This is a genomic window from Knoellia sp. B-D-2 (assembly GCF_057714695.1).
The window spans coordinates 1412623-1438155 of the sequence record NZ_CM173189.1 but is presented as its reverse complement, the minus strand read 5'-3'; the positions used below and the strand labels follow the sequence as shown (position 1 = coordinate 1438155).

26 protein-coding genes are annotated in these 25533 nt (G+C 72.5%); 16 read left to right on the top strand and 10 right to left on the bottom strand.

Features of this window, described 5'->3' with window-relative positions:
* The first annotated feature begins 23 nt into the window (after positions 1 to 23).
* Positions 24 to 716, top strand: coding sequence for an alpha/beta fold hydrolase (locus AC3EU2_RS06920; RefSeq protein ID WP_488178979.1), 693 nt, complete (start codon positions 24 to 26; stop codon positions 714 to 716).
* Here AC3EU2_RS06920 and AC3EU2_RS06915 read toward each other — a convergent pair.
* From AC3EU2_RS06915 to AC3EU2_RS06905, 3 genes are all read right to left on the bottom strand, one after another.
* The gene (locus tag AC3EU2_RS06915) at positions 679 to 1500 is read right to left on the bottom strand and encodes an aminoglycoside phosphotransferase (protein WP_488178978.1); all 822 of its coding nucleotides are present in this window, start codon (positions 1498 to 1500) and stop codon (positions 679 to 681) included. The genes AC3EU2_RS06920 and AC3EU2_RS06915 overlap by 38 nt on opposite strands.
* Before the next feature lie 86 nt (positions 1501 to 1586).
* Positions 1587 to 1928 (bottom strand): hypothetical protein, encoded by a 342-nt coding sequence (locus AC3EU2_RS06910; RefSeq protein WP_488178977.1) that lies wholly within the window; start codon positions 1926 to 1928, stop codon positions 1587 to 1589.
* Positions 1929 to 2033: 105 nt separating this feature from the next.
* Positions 2034 to 3113 (bottom strand): LLM class flavin-dependent oxidoreductase, encoded by a 1080-nt coding sequence (locus AC3EU2_RS06905; protein WP_488178976.1) that lies wholly within the window; start codon positions 3111 to 3113, stop codon positions 2034 to 2036.
* 55 nt (positions 3114 to 3168) lie between these two features.
* Between AC3EU2_RS06905 and AC3EU2_RS06900 the strand changes: the two genes are divergently transcribed.
* The 6 genes from AC3EU2_RS06900 (at position 3169) to AC3EU2_RS06875 (ending at position 10034) form a co-directional block, all read left to right on the top strand.
* Entirely contained in the window at positions 3169 to 4125 is a 957-nt protein-coding gene (locus tag AC3EU2_RS06900; protein WP_488178975.1) for an SDR family NAD(P)-dependent oxidoreductase, read from the top strand.
* Positions 4126 to 4130: 5 nt separating this feature from the next.
* Complete coding sequence (locus AC3EU2_RS06895; protein WP_488178974.1) at positions 4131 to 4772, top strand: DNA-3-methyladenine glycosylase family protein; 642 nt, start codon at positions 4131 to 4133, stop codon at positions 4770 to 4772.
* Between the two features lie 61 nt (positions 4773 to 4833).
* Positions 4834 to 5319 carry a Fur family transcriptional regulator gene (locus AC3EU2_RS06890; RefSeq protein ID WP_488178973.1) on the top strand — a complete coding sequence of 162 codons (486 nt, stop codon included), beginning with the start codon at positions 4834 to 4836 and terminating at the stop codon, positions 5317 to 5319.
* Positions 5316 to 7571, top strand: a complete 2256-nt coding sequence (gene katG, locus AC3EU2_RS06885) for a catalase/peroxidase HPI (RefSeq protein ID WP_488178972.1) — start codon at positions 5316 to 5318, stop codon at positions 7569 to 7571. The genes AC3EU2_RS06890 and katG overlap by 4 nt, the downstream gene beginning before the upstream one ends.
* A gap of 156 nt (positions 7572 to 7727) precedes the next feature.
* On the top strand, positions 7728 to 8072 hold the full coding sequence (locus AC3EU2_RS06880; protein ID WP_488178971.1) for a hypothetical protein: 345 nt from the start codon (positions 7728 to 7730) through the stop codon (positions 8070 to 8072).
* A gap of 141 nt (positions 8073 to 8213) precedes the next feature.
* The gene (locus AC3EU2_RS06875; protein ID WP_488178970.1) at positions 8214 to 10034 is read left to right on the top strand and encodes an alkaline phosphatase D family protein; all 1821 of its coding nucleotides are present in this window, start codon (positions 8214 to 8216) and stop codon (positions 10032 to 10034) included.
* Here the strand turns inward: AC3EU2_RS06875 and AC3EU2_RS06870 are convergent.
* The 3 genes from AC3EU2_RS06870 to AC3EU2_RS06860 are packed head-to-tail and all read right to left on the bottom strand — an operon-like array spanning position 10021 to position 11835.
* Positions 10021 to 10725 carry a M50 family metallopeptidase gene (locus AC3EU2_RS06870; RefSeq protein WP_488178969.1) on the bottom strand — a complete coding sequence of 235 codons (705 nt, stop codon included), beginning with the start codon at positions 10723 to 10725 and terminating at the stop codon, positions 10021 to 10023. The two genes, AC3EU2_RS06875 and AC3EU2_RS06870, sit on opposite strands and share 14 nt — an antisense overlap.
* 37 nt (positions 10726 to 10762) lie before the next feature.
* Entirely contained in the window at positions 10763 to 11407 is a 645-nt protein-coding gene (locus tag AC3EU2_RS06865; RefSeq protein ID WP_488178968.1) for a GntR family transcriptional regulator, read from the bottom strand.
* 5 nt (positions 11408 to 11412) lie between these two features.
* Positions 11413 to 11835 (bottom strand): VOC family protein, encoded by a 423-nt coding sequence (locus AC3EU2_RS06860; RefSeq protein ID WP_488178967.1) that lies wholly within the window; start codon positions 11833 to 11835, stop codon positions 11413 to 11415.
* 82 nt (positions 11836 to 11917) lie between these two features.
* On the opposite strand from AC3EU2_RS06860, the gene AC3EU2_RS06855 reads away from it, so the two are divergent.
* Complete coding sequence (locus tag AC3EU2_RS06855) at positions 11918 to 12676, top strand: class I SAM-dependent methyltransferase (protein WP_488178966.1); 759 nt, start codon at positions 11918 to 11920, stop codon at positions 12674 to 12676.
* A 113-nt stretch (positions 12677 to 12789) separates the two neighbouring features.
* Positions 12790 to 13221 (top strand): OsmC family protein, encoded by a 432-nt coding sequence (locus AC3EU2_RS06850; protein ID WP_488178965.1) that lies wholly within the window; start codon positions 12790 to 12792, stop codon positions 13219 to 13221.
* 34 nt (positions 13222 to 13255) lie between these two features.
* Here AC3EU2_RS06850 and AC3EU2_RS06845 read toward each other — a convergent pair whose 3' ends face one another.
* A complete protein-coding gene (locus tag AC3EU2_RS06845; RefSeq protein ID WP_488178964.1) occupies positions 13256 to 14245 on the bottom strand; it encodes a flavin-containing monooxygenase in 990 nt (329 codons plus the stop codon).
* A 296-nt stretch (positions 14246 to 14541) separates the two neighbouring features.
* Between AC3EU2_RS06845 and AC3EU2_RS06840 the strand changes: the two genes are divergently transcribed.
* The 5 genes from AC3EU2_RS06840 to AC3EU2_RS06820 are packed head-to-tail and all read left to right on the top strand — an operon-like array spanning position 14542 to position 20259.
* Positions 14542 to 15609: a BMP family ABC transporter substrate-binding protein gene (locus AC3EU2_RS06840; RefSeq protein WP_488178963.1), complete on the top strand. Its 1068-nt coding sequence runs from the start codon at positions 14542 to 14544 to the stop codon at positions 15607 to 15609.
* A 12-nt stretch (positions 15610 to 15621) separates the two neighbouring features.
* Positions 15622 to 17223, top strand: a complete 1602-nt coding sequence (locus AC3EU2_RS06835) for an ABC transporter ATP-binding protein (RefSeq protein WP_488178962.1) — start codon at positions 15622 to 15624, stop codon at positions 17221 to 17223.
* The gene (locus AC3EU2_RS06830; protein ID WP_488178961.1) at positions 17220 to 18350 is read left to right on the top strand and encodes an ABC transporter permease; all 1131 of its coding nucleotides are present in this window, start codon (positions 17220 to 17222) and stop codon (positions 18348 to 18350) included. The genes AC3EU2_RS06835 and AC3EU2_RS06830 overlap by 4 nt, the downstream gene beginning before the upstream one ends.
* Positions 18347 to 19225 carry an ABC transporter permease gene (locus AC3EU2_RS06825; RefSeq protein ID WP_488178960.1) on the top strand — a complete coding sequence of 293 codons (879 nt, stop codon included), beginning with the start codon at positions 18347 to 18349 and terminating at the stop codon, positions 19223 to 19225. The genes AC3EU2_RS06830 and AC3EU2_RS06825 overlap by 4 nt, the downstream gene beginning before the upstream one ends.
* A 50-nt stretch (positions 19226 to 19275) precedes the next feature.
* Positions 19276 to 20259: a thermonuclease family protein gene (locus AC3EU2_RS06820; protein WP_488179448.1), complete on the top strand. Its 984-nt coding sequence runs from the start codon at positions 19276 to 19278 to the stop codon at positions 20257 to 20259.
* 10 nt (positions 20260 to 20269) lie between these two features.
* Here AC3EU2_RS06820 and AC3EU2_RS06815 read toward each other — a convergent pair whose 3' ends face one another.
* The 3 genes from AC3EU2_RS06815 to AC3EU2_RS06805 all read right to left on the bottom strand — a co-directional run bounded on the left by AC3EU2_RS06815 (position 20270) and on the right by AC3EU2_RS06805 (position 23382).
* Positions 20270 to 20680: a DUF2177 family protein gene (locus AC3EU2_RS06815; protein WP_488178959.1), complete on the bottom strand. Its 411-nt coding sequence runs from the start codon at positions 20678 to 20680 to the stop codon at positions 20270 to 20272.
* Positions 20680 to 21612 (bottom strand): lysophospholipase, encoded by a 933-nt coding sequence (locus AC3EU2_RS06810; RefSeq protein WP_488178958.1) that lies wholly within the window; start codon positions 21610 to 21612, stop codon positions 20680 to 20682. The genes AC3EU2_RS06815 and AC3EU2_RS06810 overlap by 1 nt, the downstream gene beginning before the upstream one ends.
* Before the next feature lie 255 nt (positions 21613 to 21867).
* Positions 21868 to 23382, bottom strand: coding sequence for a DEAD/DEAH box helicase (locus tag AC3EU2_RS06805; protein ID WP_488178957.1), 1515 nt, complete (start codon positions 23380 to 23382; stop codon positions 21868 to 21870).
* 232 nt (positions 23383 to 23614) lie between these two features.
* On the opposite strand from AC3EU2_RS06805, the gene AC3EU2_RS06800 reads away from it, so the two are divergent.
* Positions 23615 to 24523: an ROK family protein gene (locus tag AC3EU2_RS06800; protein ID WP_488178956.1), complete on the top strand. Its 909-nt coding sequence runs from the start codon at positions 23615 to 23617 to the stop codon at positions 24521 to 24523.
* Positions 24520 to 25449: a 1-phosphofructokinase family hexose kinase gene (locus tag AC3EU2_RS06795; protein ID WP_488178955.1), complete on the top strand. Its 930-nt coding sequence runs from the start codon at positions 24520 to 24522 to the stop codon at positions 25447 to 25449. Before AC3EU2_RS06800 ends, AC3EU2_RS06795 begins: the two co-directional genes overlap by 4 nt.
* The last annotated feature ends 84 nt before the right edge of the window (positions 25450 to 25533 follow it).

Sequence of the window (25533 nt, the reverse complement as noted above, 5' to 3'; positions counted from 1 at the left end):
AGGGTCGCGGCTACCGTGACCGGGTGCACCCACCCTCCGCCCTGCTGGCCCTTCCCGGACTGGGACTCGGCCCCGAGTCGTGGCGACCCACGCTGGGGTACCTCACCGGCGGCGGGACGGCATACGTGCGGGTGAGTCCGGGCTACGGCGAACCGGCACCGAACGGGCAGGACCTCAGCCCCCGCGCCCTGGCAGCAGGCATCCTCGCCCGGGTGCCCGCGGGCGTCCCGCGGTTCCTCGTGCTCGGGCACTCGGCCGGGTCCCAGGTCGCCGCCCACGTCGCCGCGCTCGACCCGTCACGGGTGGCCGGCCTCGTCCTCGTCGGGCCGAGCACGGACGTGCGGGCCGCGACCTGGCCGCGACTGGTGAAGCGCTGGCTCCCGACGTCGTGGCGCGAGCCGAAGCGTCAGGTGCCGACGCTGGTGCGCCAGTACGCCCGCAGCACCCTCCCGGCGATGGTCCGGTCGATGGAGGCCGCGCGGCAGGACTCCATCCTCGAGACGCTGCGCCCCGTCACTGCTCCGGTGCTCGTCATCCGCGGCCCGCACGACCACATCTCCCCGGCCGACTGGGCCGTCGCGGTCGCCGCCGAGGGTGGCCCGGGAAGCCGAGCGGTCACGCTCTCCGCGGGCGCCCACATGGTCCCGTTCACCCACGGCCGGCTGGTCGCGGCCGCCGTCAGTGACTTCCTGACCGACCTCGACGCCCTGACCTGAGTGCGGGGATGAGCACGCGCTCGTAGTCGTCGACGAGGGAGCGCTCGTCGCTGAGCAGCAGGAAGAGCGCCGCGCGCAGCATGGCCTGCCGCCGCTCACCCTTCGCCCACTCGCGCAGCGCGGCCCCGTCGGCGCCGAGCGACACGACGGCGTCGAGGACGGTCACCGCTTCGGCCCACAGCACCGGCCGCCAGTACGCCGAGACGTCGATGACGAGCGGGACGCCGTCGGCGTCGAGCAGGACGTTGCCGGCGAGGTCGCCGTGGACGAGCTGGTTCGGTCCGAACGCCGTGTCGTCGAGGGCCGCCATGATGCGCGTGGCCATCGGCACGAGGACGTTGGGTATGCCGGTCGGCTGGCTCTCCCCGAACGCCACCTGCGCGGCCCGCGCCCACCGGTCGGTGCGGCTCTCGATCCCCGGCGGTGGCGCGGTGACGCGCGACGCCAGCCGGGCGTGGAGCAGGCGGCCCGTGGCGACGAGCACGTCGAGGTCGCGGCACTGCCGGGCGTTCGGCTCGAAACGGGTGGCACTCCAGCCGTCCACGACCCACGTGAGGTCGCGGGTCGGGATCGGCATGGCGATGCGCAGCGAGCGCGGCCGCTCGTGGTCGAGCTCGACGGCGAGCGGGGCGAGGATCGGGTTGAGCCACGCGCTGGTCGCGGCGTCCCGCCCCGGCGACAGGACGAGGTCACCGGCGACGACGCTGTAGCCACGCCCGCCCGGCACCGGACGGACGTCGTCGGGCACCGCGAAGAGGTCGAGGACGCGAGCGGACGGCTTCACCCCTCCACGCTGCCACACCTCGCCGTCGAGGGATCAGGAGTGTGAGCGAGGGATGACAACCGTCCGCGCGACCAGGCTCGGATCGGCTACCCCGTGACGATGATCCCGACCCAGATCGCCGACTCGTTGGTCTTGCAGGAGATCGATGTCGTCTGACCCGGTCCCGCGTACCCGGAGTAGCGCATGGTGGTGTTCCAGCCCTGCGTAAGGGTCCACCACCGGCACTGGACGGAGACCTTGAAGAGGAACGAGTCACCGTTGGCCCGTGGTGAGCAGTGGCCCGTGGCCTTCTTGCCGGAGATCGCCTTCGTGCACGACGGGAACGTGCTGGCGGCCTCTGCGGACGTGGGTGCGACGACCCCCAGGGCTGCCGACGCAGCAAGTGCCGTGACACCCGCGCCCAGTCGCCGAAAAAGCGTTGTGCTCATGATGGTTCCTCCCGAGAAGGAGAGGTTCGTGGCGAACCCCTGCGGGTTCACCAAAGCACCGAGGCCCACGCCCCATAACCCACGAAAACGCGGGCCCTCCCAGAGTCAGGTGTCCATCGCGGGGCCGAGGAGCTCGCGCACGCGCGGTGCGACCTCGTCGGCGAAGAGCCGGATCGACTCCATCCGCAGGTCGTGCGGGAGTTGGCCGTTGGAGTACTTGAACTGGAAGCGCCACGCCCCGAGCACCTGCATCGTCGCGGCGACCTTGCGCGCCACCGTCTCCGGCGACCCGCAGTACACCGCACCCTCCGGCGACATCTGCGCCCGCGCGGCCGCCTCCGACATCGGCGCCCACCCGCGCTCGCCGCCGATCTTGCGCATCTGGTGGAGGAAGTGCGGCAGGTACTCCTCGACCGCCTGCTCGTCGGTCGCCGCGACGTGGCCCGGGGAGTGCACCCCGATCGGCAGGCCCTCGTGCCCGAACTGCGCGCACGCCCGCCGGTAGAGGTCGGCCAGCGGCTCGAACGCCGCGCTCTGACCGCCGATGATCGCGATGACGACCGGGAAGCCGTACTGCGCCGCCCGCACCACCGACTGCGGCGTCCCGCCGACGCCGACCCAGGTTCGCAGGTGGCCGGACTCGGTCGGCGGCATCACCGGACCCGCCGACACCGGCGGCCGGATCGTCCCGGACCACTCGAACGGCTTCTCCTTCAGCACCTCGGCGAGCAGGTCGAGCTTCTCGCTGAACAGCGCCTCGTAGTCGTCCAGCGACAGCCCGAAGAGCGGGAACGACTCGACGAACGACCCTCGCCCGACGGTGATCTCGGCCCGCCCGTTGGAGAGGGCGTCGACGGTCGAGAAGCGCTGGAAGACCCGGATCGGGTCGTCCGACGACAGCACGGTGACCGACGTGCCGAGCCGGATGCGCGTGGTCGTCGTGGCCAGGCCCGCCAGCACGGTGTCTGGCGCCGACACCGCGTAGTCCGGCCGGTGGTGCTCCCCGACGCCGAAGAAGTCCAGGCCCAGCCGGTCGGCGAGCTGCCCCTCCGCGAGCACCTCACGGATCACCCTCGCCGCGGGCAGCGGCGAGCCGTCCGGGCCGAGGGCGATGTCGCCGAACGTGTCGAGCCCCAGCTCGATGGGTGCAGTCGTGCCGGATCCGGCCCCGCTCGTCTCGCTCATGCGGCCAGCCTAGGAGCACCGGCAACCTCCCAGCGGGCGCACGTAGGGTCGGGCCATGACCGTCAGCCCCTTCGCCCGTGCCCTCGACACCGCGCTCGACCGGAGCGTCGTGCCCGGCTTCTCGAAGATCGGGTATGCCGTCCGCCGTCGCCTCCCGACGTGGCCCGCGGACCCCGCCATCGGCGCCCTCGCCGGCCGCCACATCGCCGTCACCGGTGCGACCTCGGGCCTCGGCACCGCCACCGCCCGGCAGCTGAGTGACCTCGGCGCCCACGTCCACCTCATCGTCCGCAACACCGACAAGGCGGCTGACATCGCCGCCGAGCTGCGGGGTGCGTCGACCACGTGGAAGTGCGACATCGGCGACCTCGACAGCGTCCGGGACTGTGCCGCAAGGATTGTCGCCGACGGCCCGCCGCTCGACGGCCTCGTCCACAACGCCGGCGCGATGCCGCCCGAGCGCTCCGAGTCCCCGCAGGGCCACGAGCTCTCGATGTCGATCCACGTCCTCGGCCCGGTCCTGCTCACCGAGCTGCTCCGCCCCGCCATGAAGGGACGCGACGCCCGCGTCGTCTTCGTCACCTCGGGGGGTATGTACACGCAGAAGCTCCCCGTCGACGACCCCGACTACACGCACGGCAAGTACTCCGGGTCGACCGCCTACGCCCGCAGCAAGCGCACCCAGGTGGAGCTGCTCCCGCTCCTCACCACCCGCTGGGCCAAGGACGGCATCTCCGTCTACGCGATGCACCCGGGCTGGGCCGCGACCCCCGGCGTCACCGACTCCCTCCCCGCGTTCGACAAGGTCATGGGCCCGGTCCTGCGCAACGTCGACACCGGCGCCGACACGACGACCTGGCTCATCGCGTCCCAGCCGCGCCCCCGCGGTGGCGGCCTGTGGATGGACCGCCGCGAGCGCCCGACGTCCTTCCTGCCGAAGACCAGACCGACCTCCGACGAGCGTCGCCGCATCTGGGAGTGGGCGGCGCAGGCCGTCGACCTCACCCCCTGAGCACCGTGCACCCGGACGACTGGCACCGCCACGTCACCACGGTGGCCGCCACGGACGAGCACCTCGCCGCCGAGCTGGCCGACCACGGCACGCCGGAGCGGTGGTCCAGGCCTCCTGGCTTCCCCAGCCTCGTGCTCCTCATCCTCGAGCAGCAGGTCTCGCTCGCCTCGGCGGCCGCGACCTACGCGCGGATCCGGGCACGGACCGGGGCGATGTCGCCTGCGGCGGTCCTCGCCACGACCGCCGAGGAGCTGCGCGCCGACGGCGTCTCGCGGCAGAAGGACCGCTACCTGCGCGCGCTCGCCACGGCCGTCGCCGACGGTGAACTGGACCTGGACCGGCTCGTCACCCTGCCTGACGTCGAGGTGGCCGCGGCCCTCGTCGTGCTCCCGGGCATCGGCCGCTGGACCGCCGAGGCCTACCTCCTCGCCTGCCTCGACCGTCCCGACGTCTGGCCGGTCGGTGACCGCGCGCCCCAGGTCGCCGTGGCCGAGCGGCTTGGCCTCGCGGAGGTCCCCGACCAGAGGGCACTCGAGGCCATCGGGGAGCGGTGGCGACCCCACCGGTCCACCGCCGCACGCCTCCTCTGGCACGGCTACCTCGTGCGCCGTGGCCGTCGCGAGACCGTCCTCGACCTCAGCCCCTGAGGAATAGTCCAAACGGGTCATCTTTCTTGACACGTTCCAGAAAAGGGGAGACGCTGGGCGGGTGATTCCGGACGTCGAGGGCCTGCTGCGAGAGGCCCACCTCCGCGTCACGCGGCCCCGGGTCGCTGTCCTCCACGCGCTGCACGAGAGCCCGCACGCGGACACGGCGACGGTCATCCAGACGGTGCGCGGACGGCATACGTCCGTCTCCCACCAGGCCGTCTACGACTGCCTCGGCGCGCTCACCGACGCGGGTCTCGTGCGGCGGATCCAGCCCACCGGCTCGGTCGCGCGCTACGAGCTCCAGGCGGGCGACAACCACCACCACGCCGTGTGCCGACAGTGCGGTTCGATCACCGACGTCGCCTGCGCCGTCGGCGAGGCACCCTGCCTGCACGCCTCGGACCCGGACGGCTTCGCCGTCGACGAGGCCGAGGTCATCTACTGGGGCCTCTGCGAGACCTGCCGGACCTCACCCACGACCACCAGCACCACCCCCACGACCAGCACTGACACCGACAGCACCACAGCGGAAGGACGCCGATGACCGTCAACGACAACATGCCCGACGAGGCCGAGGTCAAGGAGATGAACCAGGAGGCGCCGACCACCCCTGCGGACGTCTCCACCCCTGAGGAGGCCGCCGGGGTCGGCGGCTGCCCGGTCATGCACGGCGCCGCGGCGCACCCCACCCAGGGTGACTCGAACCGCGTCTGGTGGCCGAACCGGCTCAACCTCAAGATCCTCGCCAAGAACCAGCCGGTCGTGAACCCGCTCGGTGCGGACTTCGTCTACGCCGAGGCGTTCCAGGCCCTCAACCTCGCCGAGGTCAAGCAGGACATCGCGGAGCTCCTCACCACCTCGCAGGACTGGTGGCCCGCGGACTTCGGCCACTACGGCCCGTTCATGATCCGGATGGCGTGGCACAGCGCCGGCACCTACCGCGTGCAGGACGGCCGGGGCGGCGGCGGCACCGGCCAGCAGCGCTTCGCCCCCCTCAACTCCTGGCCCGACAACGGCAACCTCGACAAGGCCCGCCGCCTGCTGTGGCCGGTCAAGAAGAAGTACGGCGCGTCCCTCTCCTGGGCCGACCTCATGATCCTCGCCGGCAACGTCTCGCTCGAGTCCATGGGCTTCAAGACCTTCGGCTTCGCTGGCGGCCGCGTGGACGCGTGGGAGCCCGACGCCGACGTCTACTGGGGCCCGGAGAACGAGTGGCTCGGCGACGACCGCTACACCGGTGACCGCAAGCTCGAGAACCCGCTCGCCGCGGTCCAGATGGGCCTCATCTACGTCAACCCTGAGGGCCCCAACGCCAACCCGGACCCGCTGCTGTCGGCGATCGACATCCGCGACACCTTCGGCCGCATGGCGATGGACGACGAGGAGACCGTCGCGCTCATCGCAGGTGGCCACACGTTCGGCAAGACGCACGGAGCCGGTGACCCCGGCGCCCACGTCGGCCCCGAGCCGGAGGCCGCGCCGATCGAGAACAACGGCCTCGGCTGGATCAGCGACTTCAACACCGGCAAGGGCCTCGACACGATCACCAGTGGGCTCGAGGTCACGTGGACCTACCACCCGACCCGCTGGGACAACGAGTTCTTCCACATCCTCTTCGCCTACGACTGGGAGCTCACGAAGTCCCCGGCCGGTGCGAGCCAGTGGAAGCCGAAGAACGGAGCCGGCGACGGCCTCGTCCCCGAGGCGTTCGGCGACAGCAAGCGCGAGCCGCGGATGCTCACCTCCGACATCGCCCTGCGCGTCGACCCGATCTACGGCCCGATCTCCAAGCGGTTCCACGACAACCCCGAGGAGTTCGCGGACGCGTTCGCTCGGGCCTGGTACAAGCTCACCCACCGCGACATGGGCCCGGTCGACCGCTACCTCGGCCCCGAGGTCCCGGAGGAGGAGCTCCTCTGGCAGGACCCGATCCCGGCGAACGAGCTCGGCACCACGGCGGACGACATCGCCGCGGCCAAGGCCAGGCTCGCCGAGTCCGACCTGTCCGTGAGCCAGCTCGTCCGGACCGCGTGGGCCGCCGCCGGCAGCCACCGCACGTCGGACAAGCGCGGCGGCGCCAACGGTGGGCGCATCCGCCTCGAGCCGCAGCGCAGCTGGGACGTCAACGACCCGGCCGAGCTCACGGCGATCGTCCAGACGCTCGAGGGCATCGCTGCCGACGTCAACGTCTCGTTCGCCGACCTCGTCGTCCTCGCCGGCAACGTCGGTGTCGAGCAGGCCGCTCGCGCCGCCGGTGTCGAGGTCGAGGTGCCGTTCAGCCCCGGCCGCGGCGACGCGACGCAGGAGCAGACCGACGTCGAGTCCTTCGCGTGGCTCGAGCCGACCGCCGACGGGTTCCGCAACTACGAACGTCGCGACAACACGCTCCCGGCGGAGTACCTCCTCGTCGACCGCGCCAACCTCCTCGGCCTCTCCTCGCCGGAGATGACCGTCCTCGTCGGCGGCCTGCGGGTCCTCGGCGCGAACAGTGGCGGCTCGACCGCGGGGGTCCTCACCGACCGCGTCGGCACCCTGTCCAACGACTTCTTCGTCAACCTGCTCGACCTGGGGACGACGTGGACGCCGGAGTCCGACACGGACACCTACGTGGGCACCGGTGCTCAGGGCCAGACGTGGACGGGCACCCGCGCCGATCTCGTCTTCGGCTCGAACTCCGAGCTGCGCGCCGTCGCCGAGGCCTACGCCTCCGACGACGCCCAGGAGAAGTTCGTGCGCGACTTCGTCGCCGCGTGGGCCAAGGTGATGGACCTCGACCGCTACGACCTGAAGAAGTAGCCGCCCGCCGCCCCAAACGACTTATTGCGCATTTGTGCACCCTTCCAGCGGACGTTCGCCGTCCCGGATCCGGTGCACAAATGCGCAATAAGTCGTGCTCGCCCGGCACGACGAGGCATTGAGCACGACGACGAGTCGCGGGAGAATGGTCCCGAGGTGAGCAGGATGGTCGTCACCCTCGGCATGGTCGCGCTGGTGATGTTCTGCGCCCTGACGTCGGTGGTCGTCGCCGTGCGGGAGCGACCGAAGAAGGAGCCACTGCCTCCCGTGCTCCTCGCGCTGGAGCTGGCCCGGCTGGCCGAGCACGTGCGGGAGGTCGAGGACGGCAACCAGCCGTGGAAGGCCGAACGGCTGGCCGCCAGCACCCTGGCCTACGACCTGGCGTTGCGGGACTACTGCCGCAGCGTCGAGATCCCCGTGCGCGAGGGTCGTGGCTTCTTGTCCCGCAGCGAGCGCTTCGAGATGGAGTCGGCCCTCCTCACCCACGGCCACGACTGGTAACCCCGGGGCCCCGGCTCCGAGCCGACTTATTGCGCATTGGTGCACCCCTCCCGCGGACGTTCGCCGTCCGGGATCCGGTGCACCAATGCGCAATAGGTCGTTCTGCCTCGCGGGGCCCTGTCGCGGGAATAGCCTCCGGTCATGACGAATGCCTCGCTCGACCGCCGCAGCATCCTCAAGGGCGTGGCCGCCGCGAGCGCGGCGCTCGCCGTCCCCCGCGCCTTCGACCCCGCGGCCGCTGCCGCCCCGGCCCGCAGGGGCATCTTCGGGTACGGCGTCGCCAGTGGCGACCCGACCGGTGACGCCGTCGTCATCTGGACCCGGGCGACCCCGCCACCGCGCGGCAGGGGTGGCACCGTCGCCACTCCCGGCAGCGGGCTCGGGGCGCCGATCCCCGTGCGCTGGCAGGTCGCCCGCGACTCCGCGTTCAGGAGGATCGTCGCCCGCGGCACCGTCATGACGAGCCCCGACACCGACCACACGGTCAAGGTCGATGTACAGGGACTCGACCCCTACACGCGCTACTGGTACCGCTTCCAGAGCCTGGGTGAGTTCTCCGCGACCGGCCGCACCCAGACCGCCGGTGACGTCGCCGGGGAGACGCACGCCCTCCGGCTCGCCCTCGTCAGCTGCAGCAACTACACGGGCGGGTACTTCACGGCCTACCGCTCGATCGCCAAGCGCGACGACCTCGACTTCGTCCTGCACGTCGGCGACTACCTCTACGAGTACGGCAACGGCGCCGACCGCTACGGCCCGGAGTCCCTGAGGGGAGTGCGCGACAGCCAGCCCGCCACCGAGACGATCGACCTCGAGGGCTACCGCCTGCGCCACGCCCTCCACAAGGCCGACGCGGACCTGCAGGCCGCGCACCGGCAGCACCCGTGGATCACGATCTTCGACGACCACGAGGTCGCCAACAACGCCTGGGCCGCCGGCGCCGGCAACCATCAGGGGTCGGAGGGCGACTACCTGGCCCGCCGCGCGGAGGCCATGCGGGCCTACCTCGAGTGGATGCCGTTCCGCCTGCCCGACCAGTCGCAGGACACCCCGCACCGGGGCACCCGCTTCTTCAAGCGGTTCACCTTCGGCGACCTCGGCGACCTGTCGGTCCTCGAGACCCGGCAGAACCGCAGCCTCCAGGTCACCGTCCCGGGCGTCCCGTTCGACGGCTTCGTGCCGATCGGGGTCAGCCCGGCGATCGACGGCGCGATCGCGCACCCGGCCAGGCACCTGCCCGAGCCCGAGCAGCTCACCTGGATCAAGGACGGCCTCGCGGAGCAGGGCCGCCGCTGGCACCTCTTCGGCAACCAGGTCATGGTCTCGCCGGTCCTCTACCCGGGCGCGGCCCTCGGGGCGCCCGGCTTCACCTTCGTCAACGCCGACCAGTGGGACGGCTACACCGCCGACCGGACCAACCTCCTCACCCACGCGGCCGCGCAGCCCAGCGCCGATGCGGGCGACATGGTCGTGCTCACCGGCGACATCCACGCGTCCTTCGTCTGCGACCTGCCCGTGGCGTCGGCGCCCGGCAGCCCGAGCTACACGTCCGCGGGCGTCGAGTTCGTCTGCCCCAGCGTGACGAGCGACGGGTTCGTCGAGGTCCTCGCCGGCACGCCCCAGCTCGCGGGCCAGCCGCCGGAGGTCGTCGTCGGCGCCACCCGTCAGGCCATCGGCGCCGCCCAGCAGCTCAACCCGTGGCTGCGCTACATCGACGGCATCTCCCACGGCTTCGCGATCATCGACGTCACGCCCGAGCGGGTCCAGGCCGACTACCACCACACCCCCGTGCCGACGAGCGCCCAGCCCGACCCGCGCACCGTGTCGACGATCGAGCCGACCTACGCCCGCAGCTTCCAGACCCTCGCCGGCAGCCGCCGCACGAGCGCGGCCAGCGGCCCGGTCGGGCCCCGCTCCGACCGGCCGGCGGGTGCTGGGCCGGCGCGGTTCAGGCAAGGCTGAGGAGCAGGCGCGCGGCCGCCCACGTGGCACCGGCGTGCACCGCACCGAACGTCCCGATCCATCCCCAGGCCGGTATGCCGGTCAGCCGGCTGAGCACGACCGCGTCACTTCCCGGGTCGCGTCGTCCCGCTGACGCGACCGCGCCGAGGTGGCGCCAGCCCCCGACGATGAGCACGAGCCCGGTGGCGGCGACGACGAGGGCCTGGACCTCGTCGTTGCGCCACCACCACAGGGCCCCGATCCCGGCGCCCGCGGCCAGCACGGCGAACAGCGTTCCGGCGGAGCGCACGAAGACCAGCACGACGACGAGGGTGAGCAGGCACGCGAACAGGAGCGTGGCGGCATACCCGGTGGAGACGGCATACAGCATGAGCAGACCGACGAGCGGCGGGACGGGGTAGCCCGCCCACGTCGTCGCGACCCGGCCGACGCCGCGGGCGGGTCCGACGGTGACGGCGTGGCCGGACATGTCGCCACGCACGACGAACCCGGTGAAGCGGCGGCCGGACAGGACGCCGACGACGGCGTGGCCGAGCTCGTGGACGAGCGTCACCGCGATGCGCAGCCGCAGCCAGAGCGCCGGGGCGAGGGCGACGAGGAGCGCGACGAGGACGGCCAGGACGAGCGCGCCCGCTGCCAGGCCGGGGGTCGCGGCCGAGAGGCGCGCGGTCAGCTCGGCGGAGACGTCCATGGCGCGAGAACGTAGCCGCCGCGCCTGTGACCGGCGGTCAGGTCCGGGGTGCGGTCTGCTCGATGTGCGTCGCGAGCGTCGAGCGGAGGGTGTCGGCGGAGCGGGACCGCAGCAGGGCGAGGAGCTCCTCGTGCTCGCGTACGAGGCCGCGCAGGTGCGTCGCGGTGGTGACCTCGCCGAGGCGGCCGAGCCTCACGAACGCGCCGAGCTGGCCGAGCATCCGCGACAGCGTCGGCATCCGGGCGGCGCCGGCGAGCGCCAGGTGGAACTCCTCGTCGAGCCGGAGGAAGGTCTCGGCGTCACCGGCCTCGGCGGCGCGACGCTGCTTGAGCACGAGCAGCTCGAGGCGGTCGAGGTCGTCGTCGTCGCGGGTCGTGCAGGCCTGGACGGCGGCCGCACCCTCGAGGGCGACGCGCAGGGTGGTGACCTCGCGGCGGTGCTCGGGGGAGACGTCGACGACGAGGAGCTGGCGGCGTGGCCCGGGCTGGAGGAGCCCGTCGCTCTGCAGGCGGCGCAGCGCCTCGCGGACGGGGGTGCGCGACACCGCGTGCCGTCCAGCGAGGACCACCTCGTCCAAGGGGGTGCCGGCGGCCAGCGCCCCCGACACGATGTCGGCGAGCACCGCGCGCCGCACGCGCTCGGCCTTGGTCGACGACCCCGTGGTCGAGAGCTCGGTGGCCACGGGACCTACTTCGCGAAGATCTGCGACTCGTCGGCGAACGCCTTGAACTCCATCGCGTTGCCGGCGGGGTCGAGGAAGAACATCGTCCACTGCTCGCCGGGCTGGCCCGCGAACCTCAGGTAGGGCTCGATGACGAACGTCGCCCCGGCCGCCTTCATCGTGGCGGCGAGGTCGTGGAAGTCGTCGGTGGCGAGCACCGCGCCGAAGTGGGGCACCGGGACCTCGTGGGAGTCGACGTGGTTGTGACCGGCCGGGCCGGGGTGGACCGCGACCTCGTGGGTGACGACCTGGTGGCCGTAGAAGTTCCAGTCGATCCACTGCTCGGCGGAGCGTCCCTCGGAGAGACCGAGCACGCCGCCGTAGAAGGCGCGGGCGGCGGCGATGTCGTCGACGGGGACGGCGAGGTGGAAGCACGGGCGAGCGGTCACGGCATACTCCTGATTGGTTGTGTGCAAGTCAGTCAAATGTATACAAGTGTTCGCGAGACCGCAACGGCGTACCGTCGACGGCGTGACCTTCGACGTCGCGAGCGCGGCCTACGACCGCTTCATGGGGCGCTACTCCGCGCCGCTCGCGACCGAGTTCGCCGGCTGGGTGGGGGTGCGCCGGGGCGACCGGGTCCTCGACGTCGGCTGCGGGCCGGGGGCGCTGACCGGGGTCCTCGTCGAGCGGGCCGGAGCGGCGCACGTCGTCGCGGTCGACCCGTCGGCGCCGTTCGTCGACGCGTGCCGGTCGAGGTTCCCGCTGGTCGAGGTCCACCGTGTCCCGGCCGAGCAGCTCCCGTTCGCCGACGGGATCTTCGACCACGCGCTCGCGCAGCTCGTCGTCCACTTCATGCAGGACCCCGTCACCGGGCTCGCCGAGATGGCCCGGGTGACCCGGCGGCACGGCCAGGTCGCCGCGTGCGTCTGGGACCTCGCCGGTGACCGCTCGCCGCTGAGCCCGTTCTGGTCGGCGGCGCGGCGGCTCGACCCGCGGGTCGTGGACGAGTCGGAGCGGGCCGGGGCGCGGGAGGGGCACCTGGCCGAGCTCGCGCTCGAGGCCGGCTTGCTGGAGGTCGAGTCCGCGGAGCTGTCGGTGACCGTGGCCCACCCGGACTTCGAGGAGTGGTGGGAGCCGTACACGTTCGGGGTCGGGCCGGCGGGCGACCACGTCGCCGCACTCGACCCGGCCGGCCGGGAGGAGCTGCGCGAGGCGTGCCGACGGTCCTTCCCGGACGGTCCGTTCGAGGTCACGGCGGTGGCGTGGGCGGTCCGCGGCCGGACGTGACCGGCACCCGGCCGGCACCAGGCCGGCACCAGCCCGGCACCCGGCCTTGTGTGCGCCGTGGACGCACGACAGGCTGGGCGGGTCAGCCACCTCGACGACCCAAGGAGAACGCCATGGCAGGAACCACCCGCACGGCCACCAACCACTGGGAGGGCGACCTCTTCACCGGCAGCGGCCAGGTCACCCTCGAGTCGTCCGGCATCGGCACCTTCGACGTGAGCTGGCCCTCGCGAGCCGAGGAGGCGAACGGGAAGACCAGCCCCGAGGAGCTCATCGCCGCCGCGCACTCGTCCTGCTTCAACATGGCCTTCTCCGGCGCCCTGGCCAAGGCCGGCACCCCGCCGACCTCCCTCGACACCACCGCCGCAGTGACGTTCGTGCCCGGCACCGGGATCACCGGCATCGTGCTCTCGGTCGTCGGCGCCGTCCCCGGCATGTCCGCCGAGGACTTCCAGGCCGCGGCCGAGGGAGCCAAGGAGGGCTGCCCCGTGAGCCAGGCCCTCAAGGCCGTGCCGGTCAGCCTCGAGGCCACCCTGTCCGAGTGACCGAGTGACCGAGTGACCGAGTGACCGTGCGGTCCTAGCTCGCCCATTCCTCGGGTCCGGGACGCGCAGAGCGGCCCGGTCCCGCGGGGGTCGCCCCGACCTGTCGGGCGACCTCCATGGCGGCCCGGCGCGCGGCGCGGCTGGCCCCGATGGTGCTGGCCGAGGGTCCGTAGCCGACGAGGTGGACCCGCGGGTCGCGCGCGGCCGTCGTGGCGGCCTGCACGTTGCCGGGCACCCGCACGAGCGGGATCCCGCCCTGCGGTCCGCGCAGCCCCAGCGGGTCCAGGTGGTCGACGGCCGAGCGGAACCCGGTCGCCCACAGGATGGCGTCGGCCTGCTCGAGCGTCCCGTCGGACCACCTCGCCTCGTGCTCCTCGAGGCGCTCGAACATCGGGCGCGGGTCGTCGTACGCGCCGAGTCGCGCCGCCGCCTGCTCCTGCTCGCGCAGCATGAGGCCGGTCGCGCCCACGACACTCGTCGGAGGCAGCCCGGCGACGACCCGTCGCTCGACCTCGGTGACGACCTGCAGGCCCGTCTCCGGCCCGAACTCGCCCGTGCGCCACTGGGGCGGTCGGCGGGTGACCCACACGACGTCGGCGACGGGCGCGAGCTCGCCGATGAGCTGGACCGCCGACGCCCCCGCGCCGACGACGATGACCCGCCGGCCGCGCAGATGGTCCGCACCGGGGTACGTGGCCGTGTGGAACTGCTCGCCGCCGAAGTCGGCCGCCCCCGGGTAGGTGGGCCAGTTCGGCCGCGTCCACGTCCCGGTCGCGTTGACGAGGGTGCGGGTCGACCACCGGCGGTCACCGGCGTGGACGACGAGCAGGTCGCCCTCGCTCGTGACGGCGGTGACGTCGACCGGCCGCTCCACCGGGACCCGCTGCCGCCGCTCGTAGTCGGCGAACCAGGCTGCCGGGTTGGCGTCGAGCACGAGGTGGTCGACGCCGCGCTGGGTCAGGAAGTGGGACGCGGCCAGGCCTCCCTGTCCGGCGCCGACGACGATCGAGTCCCAGACGTCCACACGGCGTCCAACGCCGGCAACCGGCTCCGTATGCCGGCGTCCGCGTCGGTCATCCCGACGCGGGCCCGCGGGGGCACAGGCACGGGCGGACGGCATACGTGCGGCCTTTGGCAACTTTCGTGTCACGAGCCCGCAACAGAAGGGGTGTCGTTCGGTCGAGACTGCCAACCGACCGCGGCACCCTTGGGCAGGTGCTGCCAATGAGGGGCCTTGGCCCGACGCAACAGACTTTCGGGCACACCGAGTGACCGACCCCCCGCCCCCATGCGTCGGTCCCGTCCACCAGAGGACTCGTCATGACCGTTCTGCGCTCCCCCCTCACCTCGTCGACCGCCACGGTACGCCTGACCCGCCGCGCGGCCACGACCATCGCCTTCGCCTCGATCTCCGCCCTCGTGCTCGCCGGGTGCGGCAGTGACGACCCCGAGGCCAGCACCGGGGACGGTGACGGAGGTGGCGACAAGCAGGTCATCGCCGCCATCTTCTCCGGCCCCACCAACGACGCCGACTACAACGCGATCGGCCTCAAGGCCCTCAAGGCGGCCGAGTCCGCCGGCGCCGAGATCTCGTTCAGCGAGAAGGTCGCCGTCACCGACGTCGAGGCCCGCCTCACCGAGGCCGTCGGCGACGGCGCCACGGTCGTGTGGACCCACGGTTCGCAGTTCTACGACGCCACCGCCAAGGTCGCCAAGAACAACCCCGACGTCAACTTCATCGCCGAGTACGACGGCCTCCCCAAGGACCAGCCGGCCAACGTCTGGACCATCGACCGTCAGTTCCACCTCGGCTTCTACGGGATGGGCATCTTCGCCTCCAAGCTGAGCAAGACCGGCACCATCGGCTACGTCGGCGGCCTCTCCCTCCCGTTCTCGATGGCCGAGGTCCACGCGATGGAGCAGGCGATCAAGGACTCCGGCGCGAAGACGACGATCAAGCCCGTCTGGACCGGCGACTTCAACGACGCCGCCAAGGCGCAGCAGTTCTCCACCCAGCTGCTCGGCCAGGGCGCCGACGTCATCGTCGGCTCGCTCAACGTCGGCTCGACCGGCACCTTCCAGGCGTTCGAGGGCCGACCGGCCGGCGACGGCTGGGTCACCGCCAAGTACACCGACAAGTCCGCCGCCGCGGGCGAGCACTACGCGGGCAGCCTCGAGTACGACTTCGACAAGCCGGTCGCCGACGTCCTCGCGAAGATCAAGGGCGGCGAGGAGAAGGGGAACCTCCTCCTCGGCTTCGACACCGGTGTGACGATCAAGGTCGCCGAGGGTGTGCCCGCCGACGTCAAGGCGGCCGTCACCAAGGCGATGGACGACGTGAAGTCCGGCGCGGTCAAGGTCGAGCTCAACACCGCGAAGATCGGCTGACCGTTGCTCCGGATGTCCGGAATCCGTAAGACCTTCGGGCCGGTCGTGGCTCTCGACGGGGTCGACTTCACCGTCGCCGAACGCGAGATCCACGGCCTGCTCGGAGGCAACGGGGCCGGCAAGACCACGCTGATGAACGTCCTCTACGGCCTCTACGCGCCGGACTCGGGGGCGGTCTCCGTCGACGACCGCGAGGTCGAGATCCGCTCGCCCCGCGACGCGATCGCCCACGGCATCGGCATGGTCCACCAGAACTTCCTCCAGGTGGACGTGTTCACCGTCGCCGAGAACATCGTCCTCGGCACGGACTCCTCCACGCTCACCGCCGCCGACGGCTCCTCGCAGACCCCGGCGCAGCGGATCACCGAGCTGTCCGAGCGGTTCGGGCTCACCGTCGACCCGAGCGCCCGTGTCGCCGACCTGCCGGTCGGCGTGCGCCAGCGTGTCGAGATCCTCAAGGCGCTCTACCGCGGTGCGCGCATCCTCGTCCTCGACGAGCCCACGACCAACCTCACCCCGCAGGAGGTCGACGACCTCTTCTCGTCGATGCGCGCGATCGTCGACGACGGGATGTCGGTCGTCCTCATCACGCACAAGATCCGCGAGACCATGGAGGTCTGCGACCGGATGACGATCATGCGGGACGGCCGGTGGATCACCACGGTCGACAAGGCCGACACCACCGCCGACGACCTCGCCGCCACGATGATCGGTGAGGTCGCCGGCGGGGACGCCGAGGCCGCCGCGCTGGCCGAGGCGGCCCAGGTCGCCCTCGGTGAGGAAGAGCTCGGCGAAGCCACCCTGACGCACCCCCTCCCGGGGGCGCAGGAGGCTCCGTCCGGGGGAGCGGCCGCGGACACGGTGACCCCTACCCCTGCACGGGTCACCGTCCGCGGCCTCACCGTCGCCGGGTCGGGCGGCAAGCCGCTCGTCGACGACGTGTCGCTCTCCCTGCGGCCGGGAGAGATCCTCGGCATCGCCGGTGTCGCCGGCAACGGCCAGGGCGAGCTCGCGGAGGCCCTCACCGGCACCCGCACCGCCACCGGCTCGCTCGTCGTCGACGACGAGGAGCTCGTCGGGCGGCCCACCGCGACGTGGCTGCGCCGCGGCGTCGTCTACGTCCCCGAGGACCGGCAGCGCGACGGCATCCTCCCCGGCGCGGGCATCACCGAGAACCTCGTCCTCGGGTCGCACCGGACCCGGTCGCGGGCCGGGATGATCAACTGGCGCGCCGCGCGCAGCGAGGCCGTCGAGGCGATCAAGGAGTTCAGCGTCAAGACGCCCAGCGCCGCGACACCCTGCGGCCAGCTCTCGGGCGGCAACATCCAGCGCGTCATCCTCGCGAGGGCGTTCGCCCACGAACCCAAGCTGCTCCTCCTGCACAACCCCACGCGCGGTCTCGACATCCGCTCGACCCAGTTCGTCTACGACCGGGTCCGTCGCGCCGCGGCCGACGGGTGCGTCGTCATCGTCATCTCCGAGGACCTCGACGAGGTGCTCGCCCTCGCCGACCGCGTCACCGTCGCCTACTCCGGCCGGCTCGTCGGCGAGTTCGCCCGCGGCGAGGCCAACCCCTACGACCTCGGTCGCCTCATGACAGGAGTGGGCGCGTGAGCAACGACGTCACGCAGAACCCGGCTGCCACCGAGGTCACCGACGTCGCCGTCGCCCCGCCACTGGCGCAGCGCGCGCGGTCCTTCGCCTTCGCCGCCATCCCGTATGCCGTTGCCGTCCTGGCCGCGTTCGTCGTCGTCGGCATCATCATCACCGTGCTCGGGCACGACCCGACCAAGGCGTTCCGGGCCGTCCTCACGAACTCGTTCCGCAACCAGACCGGGTTCGTGCAGACCCTGCACAAGTGGGCGCCGCTGACGCTGCTCTCGCTCGCCTTCGCGATCCCCCTCGGCGCCGGCCGGTTCAACATCGGTGGTGAGGGCCAGATGATCCTCGGCACCGTCGGGGCCGCCGCGGTCGGCATCACCATGTCCGACCTGCCGATGGTGATCCTCCTGCCGCTCGTCATCCTCGTCGGCGTCCTCGCCGGCGCCATCTGGGCGGCGATCTCGGCCTGGCTCATGGAGTCCTTCAAGATCAACGAGATCCTCTCGACGGTGCTGCTCAACTTCGTGTCGTTCGAGGTGCTCGACTACGTCGCCTCCGTCGTCTGGTCCGACCCCGGCGCCGGTGGCGCCGTGACCCTGCCCGTCGGCGAGGGGGCCGTCCTGCCCGGCATCGGGCGGCCGCCGATGCACACCGGTGTCCTCATCGTCGTCCTCGTCTCCGTGGTCGCCGCCGTCATGGCCAAGCGCAGTGTCGCCGGCTTCGAGCTGCGCGCCGTCGGGCTCAACGAGCGGGCGTCCAAGCTGCACGGCATCCGCACCGGCCGCGTCGCCGTCACGTCGATGGTCGTCGCGGGGGCCCTGGCCGGGCTCGCCGGGGCGATCGAGGTCGCCGGGGTGCACCAGCGCACGCTCGAGGGCGTCCAGTCCAACTTCCTCCTGCTCGGCATCATCATCGGGCTCATCGCGCGCGGCTCCCTCACGGCCGTCCCGTTCGTCGCCTTCGGCATCGCCGTCCTCGAGGTCGGGGCCGGCTCGATGCAGCGGGTCTCCGGCGCACCGGTCGAGATCGTGCTCATCCTCGAAGGGCTCATCCTGCTCTTCCTCCTCATGTCCGACGTCGCGACCGAACGGTTCCGACGGGCCAGAGCCTCACGCGCCGCCAAGGGAGCACTCGCATGACCGAGTTCCTCACCCTCACGATCACGGCGATGGTGCCGTTCCTCTTCGTCGCGCAGGGGACGATGCTCAGCGGCCGCGCGGGCATCTTCAACGTCGCGCAGGAGGGGCTCATGCTCCTCGGCGCGGCGGTCGGCTACCTCGTCTCCCTCAAGATGGGCGGCAACGTCGTCGGCCTCATCGTCGCCGCGCTCGCGGGGGCCGTCGTCGGCTTCATCCTGTCGTGGGCGACGACCTCGCTGCGACTCGACCAGTTCGTCGTGGGCCTCGCGCTGTTCTTCCTCGCCGGTGGTACGGCGTCGCTGCTCTACCGGATCGTCATCGGCAACGACGAGCCGCCGCGCATCAAGCCGCTGCCGGAGCTCATCCTCGGCCAGGACGCCATGGTCTTCGTCGCCATCGGCCTGTCCGTCTTCCTCTGGTGGTGGCTCTACCGCACCGACGCCGGAATGCGCCTGCGCTCGGTCGGGGAGAACCCGAAGGCGGCCGACTCGCTCGGCATCAACGTCGCCCGGACCCGGATGTGGGCCGGCACGGTCGGGGCGGCCCTCATGGCCGTCGGTGGCGCGTACCTGCCCATGGTGTTCTCCGGCGTGTACGCCGACGGGATCGTCGCCGGTCGCGGCTGGCTGGCGATCGCGCTCGCCTTCTTCGGGGGCTGGCGCCCGCAGTTCATCCTCGCCGGCGCGGCCTTCTTCGCCGCCATGGACGTCCTCGCCCAGCGCGCCCAGGTCTCCGGCATCGGCATCCCGCACCAGTTCGTCTCGATGCTCCCCTACCTCGCGACGCTGCTCGTCATGGTCTTCGCCCTCCGCTGGGCCCTGGTCCCGCAGTTCCTCGGCAAGAACTACGACCGCGAGTCGCGGATCGTCGGATAGCGGCCATTCGCCCGCGCCGGCGGGGGTTCACCGGCGAGAATCGCCGGGTGATGGACACGGGTGGGCGGGGCTCCCGCACGGGTGGGCGGCTTCTCGTCGTCTTCCTGTGCCTCAGCGCTTTGGCGCTGTCGCTGTTCGGTGTCGTCGGGGTCGTGGCACTCACCGCCATCGCCGGGTCCCCGGACGCGGGCCCGTCCGTCTCGGCCGCCACGGCCGCCGCCGCTCCGGTCGCGCCGCCTACCACCGCCGCCGCTCCGGTCGCGCCGCCCACTCCCGCCGTCGCGCCGGTCGCGCCGCCCACTCCCGCCGTCGCGCCCTCCCCCACGACCACCCCGCCGCCGCCCCGCGCGGCACCGGCCCCCGCCCCCGCCCCCGCCCCCGCAGCGACCCGGGCCCGCCCCGCCGCCGTCCTCGTCCCGGTCGTCGGAGTCACCGACGGCGACACGATCAAGGTGCGCATCGGCAGCACGACCGAGCGGGTCCGGCTCATCGGCATCGACACCCCGGAGCTCACCGGCGGCGAGTGCTGGGCCCAGAAGGCGGCGAGCAGGATGCAGAGCCTCGTCCAGAGCCGGTCGGTGCAGCTCGTGCCCGACCCCAGCCAGAGCGACCGCGATCGCTACGGACGGCTGCTGCGGCACGTCGTCACGCAGGACGGCACTCGCGTCGCCCAGGCGCTCATCGAGGGCGGCTTCGGCAGGGAGTACACCTACGCCAAGCCCTACCTCCACCGCGACGCCCATCTCGCCGCGCAGAAGCGGGCGAGGGAGGCTGGTCTCGGGGTGTGGAGCGCCGCGTGCGCGGCCCCGGCGGCCGCCGCCGCTCCCGCTCCCGCCCCGGGTGCCGCGCCCCCGGCGGCACCCACCGGTCGCTGCGTCATCAAGGGCAACATCTCGTCGAAGGGCGAGAAGATCTACCACGTCCCCGGCGGCGGCAGCTACGAGGACACCGTCGTCACCGCGAGCAAGGGTGAGCGGTGGTTCTGCACCGAGCAGGAGGCCGAGAGCGCCGGGTGGCGCAAGGCTCGCAACTGACGGCGTCGCGTCAGCGGAGCGCGGGCACCCGGCGGCACACGGCATACGTCGCGAGGGCGGCGACCGCCGTGGCGACCGTGCCCCACGCCAGGTCGACCGCGACGATGGACGCCGGGAAGCCCTCGATGACGGCGAGGCTCGTGAGGTCCCACGTCGCGTAGGCGACGAACCCGAGGACGGCGCCCGAGACCAGGGCGAGTCGGGACGACTCCGCGGCGAGCGCCGGCCGGGTCGCGAACCAGGTGATCCCGAAGACGTAGATGACGTAGAACGCCCCCGCGGCGGCGGCGTTCGGCTTCACGGCGAGCAGGTCGCCCATCTGCGAGTCGTAGAGCGGGCGCGCCACGATCCCCAGCCACAGGCCGTCGAGGACGCCGAAGACCGCGGCGGCGACGGCGTACCGGCCGAGCTCCCGGAGCATCAGTCGCGCACGGGCAGTCGCTCGTCGAGCCACGCGAGGACGTCGGCGGTGACCTCGTCGCGGTTGGTCTCGTTGAGCAGCTCGTGCCGCGCGTCCGGGTAGAGCGTCATCGTCACGTCCATGACCCCGGCCTCGCGCAGGCTCTCGGTGACCGATCGCGGGCCCTTGCCGTCCTCACCCACCTGGCACCGCGATCCGGACATGACGAGGACGGGAAGGTCTTTGGGGAGGGCGCGGAACGCCTTCGGCCCCGTGACCGAATGCCAGCCGCGCAGCAGGTCGCCGTACGAGACCGCGCTGAGGACCGAGCCGCAGAGCGGGTCGGCGAGGTACTTGTCGACCTCGGCCTCATCTCGGGACAGCCAGTCGAACGGCGTCCGCGTCGGCTTGAACGCCGAGTTGACCTGGTTGTTGTAGATCTTGTCGAGCAGGCCGGAGGGCCGGCGGCGACCGAGGAGCCTGGCCTGCGCGATCGACAGGGCGAGTGCGGGGAGGGCCACGGGTGGGGGACTGCCACCGGTGGCCGACAGGACGAGGCCAGCCAGGTCGTGACCGTGCTGGACGGCATACGCCCTGCTGAGGAAGGAGCCCAGGCTGTGCCCGAAGAGGACCACCGGGACGCCCGGGTGCTCGGCCTGGGCGAACTCGGTGACCGTGCGGAGGTCGCCCACGATGGTGGTGAACCCGTCGCGGTCGGCGAAGTGCCCGAGCTCTCCCTCGCGGGCGGTGTGACCGTGTCCGCGGTGGTCGTTGGCGTAGACCGCGTACCCGGCCCCCGTCAGCGCCTCGGCGAAGCGCTCGTACCGACCGGCGTGCTCGGCCACGCCGTGCACGATCTGGACGATCGCTCGTGGCGGGCCGTCGGGCAGCCAGCGGTAGGTGTGCAGCGACGTGCCGTCGGCAGCGCTGATGGCAAGGGTGCTCGACTGCATGGACGGCTCCTGTGACGGGGTGGGCTCGCGGCTGCCGACGCTACCCGGTGGGCGGGGCGCCCGCGGGCCGTTGTGGTCCCGCTCTCGCAGGCCGGTATGCCGTTGTGTCCCGACCACGAGCTCGTCACGGGGCGGCTCGGTCCCCGAACGCCACTGTGCACTGCTGCGCGGGGGCGCAGCAGCGCACACCCCCCACGCCGCTGTGCACTGCTGCGCGGGGGCGCAGCAGTGCACAGCGGTTCGTGCGAGGTGGGATCAGCCGCGGTAACCGCGCGACTGCGACGAGAAGGTCGCCGCGCCGCCGCCACTGCTGCGCTGGCCGCCACCGCCGGAACGGGCCGGGGCGCCGCCGCTGCCGGAGCGACGCGGGGCACCGCCGGAGCGCTGGCCACCACCGCTGCTGCGCTGGCCGCCACCGGAGCCGGAGCCACCGGCGCGGGCCGGGGAGCCGGAGCGCTGGCCACCGCCGGAGCGGGCGCCGCCACCGGAACGCTGGCCGCCGGAGCGCCCACCGCCCGAACGCTGGCCGTCGCCCTGCGAGGAGCCCGCGGGGTTGACGAAGCCGCCGGGGAAGCTGCGCTCGCCCGGGGCCAGCTCGGTGAGGAGCGGGTGCGTCGCGTTGACCTTCGTCGTCGTCGGCTTGATGCCGGCCTTGCGGGTGAGGTCGCGCACGTCGCGGATCTGGTCGTCCATCATCAGCGTGACGACGGTGCCCGAGGCGCCCGCGCGGGCGGTGCGGCCGGAGCGGTGCAGGTAGGCCTTGTGCTCGACCGGCGGGTCGGCGTGGATGACCAGGCCGACGTCGTCGACGTGGATGCCACGCGCGGCGATGTCGGTGGCGACGAGCGTCTGCGCGGTGCCGGCGTGGAAGGCGTCCATGGTCCGGGTGCGCGCGTTCTGGCTGAGGTTGCCGTGCAGCTCGACCGCGGGGATGCCCTCGGCGTTGAGCTGGCGGGCGATCTTCTTGGCGCGGTGCTTGGTGCGGGTGAAGACGACCGTGCGGCCGGGGGCGGCGACGAGGTCGACGAGCACCGGCAGGTGGCCGTCCGCGGTCACGTGCAGGACGTGGTGGCTCATCGTCGAGATCGGCGACTGGGCCGAGTCGGCCTCGTGGGTCACCGGCGAGGAGAGGTAGCGCTTGACGAGGGTGTTGACGCCGGCGTCGAGCGTGGCCGAGAAGAGCATCCGCTGCCCGTCGCGCGGCGTCCGGTCGAGGATGCGCTTGACGACGGGGAGGAAGCCGAGGTCGGCCATGTGGTCGGCCTCGTCGAGCACGGTGACCTCGACGGCGTCGAGGTTGACGTGGCCCTGACCGATGAGGTCCTCGAGACGACCCGGGCAGGCGACGACGACGTCGACGCCGCGGGCGATGGCCGAGACCTGCGGGCCCTGGCCGACGCCGCCGAAGACGGTCTTGGACGTCAGTCCGAGGGCCTGGGCGAGCGGGGCGAGCGCCTCGTCGAGCTGGATGGCGAGCTCGCGGGTCGGGGCGAGGATGAGGGCGCGGGGACGCTTCGGCTGCCGGCGACGACCGTCGGCGGCGAGGCGGGCGAGCACCGGGAGGACGAACGCGTAGGTCTTGCCGGAGCCGGTGCGGCCCCGTCCGAGGACGTCGCGGCCGGCGAGGCTGTCGGGCAGGGTCGCGGCCTGGATGGGCGTCGGCAACGTGATGTCGCGGTCGGCGAGGACGCGGACGAGGGACTCGGGGACGCCGAGGGCGGCGAAGCCCGAGGCAGTCGTGGGACGGGTGAGGGTGGTGTCAGTGGACACGAAGAGGTACTCCAGAGAGTTCTGATGCAGTCGGTTCTGCCCGGCACGTTCCGAGTCGCGACGCAGCGATCAACATCAGTGTTGTCGTCGTCGTGGTCTCTCGGTCGCGGCGCATCGGCATCGACAGTGAGAAAGAAGAAGCAGGTCCGTGGCAGAACGAACAGGACCGCTGCTGACAACACTACTGGTAGGCAGCCACATTCCCTGCATCGTCGATCCCTAGACTGGCGCGGTGGCGACGAGGCTGATGGCGGGAGTCGACGTCGGGGGGACTCGCGTCAAGTCGGTCCTCGCCGACGACGACGGCGCAGTCCTGTTGTCCCACAGCGCCTCCACTCCCGAGCGTCCCGGTGCCGCCGTCGTCGACGTCATCGTCGACGCCGTCACGACGTTGCTCGACCTGGCCCGCGCGGACGGCATCGACGGGCGGCTGGCCGCGGTCGGCGCCGTCGTCCCCGGACTCGTCGACGAGGCGACCGGGACCGCGGCCTGGTCCGCGAACCTCGGGTGGCGCGACCTCCCGCTGCGCGAGCTGCTCCTGGCCCGGTTCGACGTCCCGGTCGCCGTGGGCCACGACGTGCGCGCCGGCCTGCTCGCCGAGTTCCACCTCGGGGCGGCGCAGGGCGTGCCCGACGCGCTCTTCGTGCCGCTCGGCACCGGCATCGCCAGCGCCCTGCTCGCCTCCGGCCATGTCGTCGCCGGTACCGAGTGGACCGGGGAGATCGGCCACGTCACGGTGCAGCCGGGTGGCCCGGTGTGCGGGTGCGGGCGCCGGGGCTGCCTCGAGGCGGTCGCGAGCGCGTCCGCCCTCGGGCGGGCGTGGCGCGAGCTGGGCCGCGACGGGGACGCCGAGACGCTCAGCCTGGCCGTGGCCGACGGCGACCCCGAGGCGATCCGCCTCTGGGAGGACGCCATCGACGCCCTCGTCCGGGTCATCGGCCCGGTCTGTGCCGCAGCGGGCACCCGGGTCGTCCTCGTCGGGGGTGGGCTGGCGCTGTCGGGGGCCGTGCTGCTGGAACCCTTGCGCGACAAGCTCGTCGGCGTCCTCGGACACGAACGCATCACCGTCACCCGCGCCGCGCTCGGAGACCGTGCCGGAGCGCTCGGAGCAACACTTCTCGCCATGGAGGCCACCGCGTGATCTTCACCCTGACCCCCAACCCGGCTCTCGACATCACGTACGCCGTGCCCCGGCTGCACGTCGGCGAGAGCCACCGCGTGTCCGTCACCGGCGTGCACGCCGGCGGCAAGGGCCTCAACGTCGCCGGGGTCCTCGCCTGCATGGGCATCGACCACGTGGCCATCGCACCGGTCGGCGAGCGCCAGCGCGACTTCTTCATCGAGGACGCCGCCCAGCGCGGGCTCCGGCTGCGGCTCGTCGAGTCCCCGGCGGGCACGCGCCGGTCGGTGAGCGTCTTCGGCACGGACGGCCGGGCCACCGTCCTCAACGAGCAGGGCGACGTCCAGCCGCAGGAGGTCTGGGACGAGATGATCGCGATGGTGCGCACGAGCTGCACCCCCGGCGACGTGCTCACGGTCTCCGGCAGCGTCCCACCGTTCACGTCGGATGACGTGCTCGTCGAGCTCTGCCGGACGGCGGTCGACGCCGGTGCCGAGCTCGTCGTCGACGGGCGCGGCAACTGGGTGCGCGAGGTGCTGCGGACCACGCCCGCCCTCGTCAAGCCCAACGCGTCCGAGGCCGCGTCGATGACCGGCGTGACCGACCCGAGGGAGGCGGCCCAGGCGCTCGTCGAGATGGGTGCCTGGGCGGCGGTCGTCTCGCAGGGGGCCGACGGGCTCGTCCTCGTCACCGCGACCGGCCGGGTCATCGAGGCCCGTCCCCGCGCCCCGTCCGAGGGGAACGCCACCGGCGCCGGCGACGCGCTCACCGCCGCGATCGCCGCCGGGCTCGACGGCACGGCCCGGGACGCGGTCGACTGGCCTGAGGTGCTGCGGGTCGGCATCGCCTGGTCGGCGGCTGCGGTCCGTCAGACCGTCGCCGGGGTCATCGACCGCACCGACGTCGTCACCCTCCTCGACGACGTCGAGGTCACCGAGCTCTCCTGACCACCCCCACGCCCCCCGTCCCCAACTCGCCAATTCCCCGGTTGGGGACCGACACGCCGTGTCCCCAACCGGGGAATTGGCGAG